Origin of the sequence: Yinghuangia sp. YIM S10712, from assembly GCF_051388935.1 — a bacterium.
GTDB lineage: Bacteria > Actinomycetota > Actinomycetes > Streptomycetales > Streptomycetaceae > Yinghuangia.
On the sequence record NZ_JBPKBI010000006.1, the window covers coordinates 307,110 to 310,797 of the forward strand.

Annotated in this window: 6 protein-coding genes; all 6 read right to left on the reverse strand. The window is 70.3% G+C overall.

Annotated features, from left to right (window positions below):
* Positions 1 to 3 precede the first annotated feature (3 nt).
* Positions 4 to 990, reverse strand: coding sequence for an N-6 DNA methylase (locus ACRX5W_RS16410; RefSeq protein ID WP_436788876.1), 987 nt, complete (start codon positions 988 to 990; stop codon positions 4 to 6).
* Positions 987 to 1,508 (reverse strand): hypothetical protein, encoded by a 522-nt coding sequence (locus ACRX5W_RS16415; RefSeq protein ID WP_436788877.1) that lies wholly within the window; start codon positions 1,506 to 1,508, stop codon positions 987 to 989. Before ACRX5W_RS16415 ends, ACRX5W_RS16410 begins: the two co-directional genes overlap by 4 nt.
* Complete coding sequence (locus ACRX5W_RS16420) at positions 1,501 to 1,956, reverse strand: hypothetical protein (RefSeq protein WP_436788878.1); 456 nt, start codon at positions 1,954 to 1,956, stop codon at positions 1,501 to 1,503. The genes ACRX5W_RS16415 and ACRX5W_RS16420 overlap by 8 nt, the downstream gene beginning before the upstream one ends.
* A 309-nt stretch (positions 1,957 to 2,265) precedes the next feature.
* Positions 2,266 to 2,463: a hypothetical protein gene (locus ACRX5W_RS16425; RefSeq protein ID WP_436788879.1), complete on the reverse strand. Its 198-nt coding sequence runs from the start codon at positions 2,461 to 2,463 to the stop codon at positions 2,266 to 2,268.
* A 123-nt stretch (positions 2,464 to 2,586) separates the two neighbouring features.
* Positions 2,587 to 3,180 (reverse strand): hypothetical protein, encoded by a 594-nt coding sequence (locus ACRX5W_RS16430; protein WP_436788880.1) that lies wholly within the window; start codon positions 3,178 to 3,180, stop codon positions 2,587 to 2,589.
* A gap of 120 nt (positions 3,181 to 3,300) precedes the next feature.
* A partial coding sequence (locus ACRX5W_RS16435; protein ID WP_436788881.1) for a hypothetical protein occupies positions 3,301 to 3,688 on the reverse strand: 388 nt, incomplete at its 5' end.

The window sequence follows — 3,688 nt, forward strand, 5'->3', positions numbered from 1 at the left end:
GCCTCAGGCCGTCGCGTCCGGGGAACTCGCGGCGGACGGCTCGGTGCTGTTCGCGCGGCTGAACTCGGAGACGAGAAACTGCGCGTGCCGGACGGCCGCGAGCATCCGGAGCTGCGAGAGCTGGGTGTCGCGTTCCGCGAGCCACGCCAGCGCCTCGGCACGGGCCTCTTCCATGCCGTCCGGGTCGGTCAGAGAGTCGAAACAACCGACCAGGCTGTCGGGACCGAGGTCCCACAGCATGACGTTCACGGCGCAGGTCCCGGCGGCGACGGGGTCGACGTCGTTGGCCCGCCACGCGCAGTCGGCGGGGTCGAGTCCGCGGTCGCGAAGCTCGTCAGCCGCCGCACGAAACAGGCCGCCGGACCCGGCAGCCGGGTCGGTGAACATCGCGCCGGCGCTTGCGTGACGCACCAACTCCCCGATGCTGTCCCGCACAAGAAGCGCGGCCAGCCCATCGGCGACCGGGCGCGGGGTGTAGAAATCGCCGCGGGCGCGCTTGTCCGCCTTGCCCCGCATCTGTTCGATCAACGCACCGAACAGATCCACGTCGTGCCGCAGGCGGTCGACGGACACCAGCTCCAAGATCCCCGCGCGGATCGCGGCGAGCGCGACGTGGTGCGCGGCTTTGAGGCGCCGGGGCGCGCCGCGGTCGTCGGCGTGGAGCCATTCGTGCAGGGGACGTGCGCGCTCGACGAGGTCGGGCCGTTCGAACCAGTACAAGCCCCACGCCAGTTGCAGCCACTTCCCGAAGTTCTCGGGAGTCATGGCCTCGATCTCGGCCCCGAGTTCGAGGCCCCCTCCGCCGTCGGTGAGCTGCGGCTGCCGGCGAACCAGGGCGAGCGCGGCGACGGTTCCGATCGGGACTGCGATGTCGCTGCCGGCCCGGGAACCCCACCAGGCGTCCATGACCTTGTCGTCGATGTGCTGGCCCCACCGCGCCGGATCGTCGTACCGGGCCCGGGAACCGTCGCCCGCCCGCCGGGCGGTCACGACGGCGGCCTTCCGCCGGGCGGCGGCGGGGTCTTGTCGCCGCCGAAGATGCGGACGCGGACCTCGTCATCCGCGTCCAGGACCACAACCGGCAGGGACGTGGATCCGTCGTCGCGCGCCCGCGCGATGCGGTGCCAGCCGTCGATGATCATCGGGCTGTTCCCTGCGTCGCCGATCCGCACGACGATGACCGGGCGTTCCCAGTCGCCCGGGTCGCCCGGGTCGTCGACGCGTACCGCGTCGAGCCAGCCGAACCACGGCCGCGGGTCGAACGCGGCAACCTCCCGCGTCGCGGCGAGCTGCCGCGCCAGCCCCACATCCCACCGGTAGGCGAGGAACTGAAACCACACGGCGGGGCTCTGACCGTCCCGGGCCGAGCACGGCGCGGTCAGGCGAGCGATGAGCAGCGGCAAGGCGGCCAGGTCGCCGATGCGGCGCGCGTAGTCGATCGCGTCCACAATCTCCTGCCGCTCGGCTTCGGTCGTCCAGTGCGCGATGACGTGCCGGCACTCACCCATCGACCTCACCGCCGATATCCCGCCCCATGCGGTCGAGTTCGGCCCGCGTGCGCTCATGGGTCGGATTGGGGACGGTGACCGGGATCGTCGTGTCGTGTCCGGCGCTGTAGATCACGGCGTCCTTGATCATCCACGAGAAGTAGATCTCCAGATCGGCCGTCACCCGGTCGTGAGCCCAGGACACCTCGGGTGCCGCGACGTCGGCGATGGCCACCGTGTGGCCGGCGCTGTTGCGAAACGCCACCCGCCATGCGCTGTTCGTGCCCTCGGCGCGCGGGACGGCCCAGCTTGCCGGGACGGGGGCACCGTGCCCGAGCAGGTGATCCAGTTCGGCGAACGCGTCCCGCAAGTCCTGCGCGGCCCGGTGTTGCGCGAACGGGTCGTGCGGGTTTTGGTCGTATGCGTGCATGGCCTGGCGTGCCCGGTGCAGGGCTTGGGTCGGGTCCACCTGTCTCCTTCCAAGGCGGGTATGCCTGATCTGTGTCGGGATTGGCCAGCCGGCCGACTGGCCGGGGGCGGGCTGCCACAACCGCGACAGCGCCACCCGGCGAGGCAGGAACCGGCACCCGTGAGGTGCGGCCCCGGCCCGGGACATGAGGACCGCCGCGCAGAAGTCCGCAGTGCGGCGGGCGGCGTCGGCCATAAACGTGAAAGCAAGAAAAGAAGTTCCGCCCGTTGAATTTCGCAAACACCATAGAAAGTGACCTCGTCTCGAATAATCGAGACGAGGTCACTTTTGAGAGGAGCAGCAGGTCTTCTAGTCCCGGCGCTTTGTCGCTTCCATGCGGTTCGCAAGGTAGCGCACGGCAGATTCGTCCAGACGGATCCAGGAACGGCCGATCCTGCCACCCTTTCCCTTTGTCCAGGCGACGAAAGCAGCCGTTCCGTCGGCGCCGATCTCGAAATTGAGCTTGTAGACGTCCCCGGTAATTTCGACGTCCGGAATGTCATTCATTCTGCTCTCTCCCTTTCTCTCAGGCCGGACCAGCCGAGGGAACCGGTCGCTGCCCCTCGCGCGCCTGCGATCCTGGGCCGGGGCACGGTAGGGAGGGGGTGCCCCGGCCCGGGGCAGCGCGGGCTATCGCCTGTGGGCCGCTTGTGTCCAGGCTTCGCTGTACGCCAGGTCGGGGGCGCCCTTCAGCGTTCGCGGGCCCTCGAAAGTCAGCTTCTCCGGGGGCTGCGCGTCAGCCTCGGCGAGGGCCTTGCGGATCCGGTCCAACACCGTTTCGGTTCGGGCGGCCCCGGGCCGGTCCTCGGTGGGGGCGTTCGTCTGAGCCGGTGTCGACGCTCGCGGCCAGTCCCACGACCCCGGTACCTGACTCGGCACCCATGTCCGACGCGGCGCATCCTCCGGAAACGCGCCGGGGGCCTGGTTCAGCGCATACAACAGCCCCTGGTGGCCGGTGGTGGTGAGCGAGTAGCGCACCGGCGGGATGACGACCGTCCCGTCGTCGAGCACCCACGCGATGGGCGTGACGTAGCTGTAGACGGTGTAGCGGATGCGTCCGTCCGGCACGTCACGGATCTTCGCCCACCACTCGTCGGGCAACCGACCCCGCGACGCCGGCCCACCGACCGCGGCACGGAACGCACCATAGGTCCGGAACGGTTCGCGGCCGGCCAGGGCACGGCGAACAGCCCAGCTCCGCGTCGCGAGTTTGGGCAGGGACATACATTCCTCCTTGCGCGGATGCCGCGGCTGTGCCGCCCGCAACTCCGGAACGGCAAATGCCGCGGGAGGGAACAACAGGGCCCGCGACGGCCGGTGCCGCCGCGGGCCGGTGGCGCTGAACTATCCGGTGCAGACCAGGCAGTTGCATTCGTGGGACTCGTGCGGGCACGGCCCGTCGGCGTCGTCGCCGTTGCAGGGGCGACCGCCGTCGGCCTGGCACGGCTGTTCGCCGTGGCACATGTCGGTGTCCCCGGTGCACGGCGTCGGGTCGTCGCCGTTCGCGGCGATGTAGTCGCCGCCGCCCGGGTCGTCGACACGCGGACGCAGCTCGAACACCGCGCCGCACGTCATGCACGACTCACACGAGGACCCGTCCTCGTGATCGCAGCCGGCCGAGTAGAACCGGTGCCCGAACGACGACCACACATGGGTGATCGGCTGCCAATCCGTGACGGTCAAAGCCACCTCCCAGGTGACAGCGCGCAGCCCCCCGCCGCGGGTGCGGCGG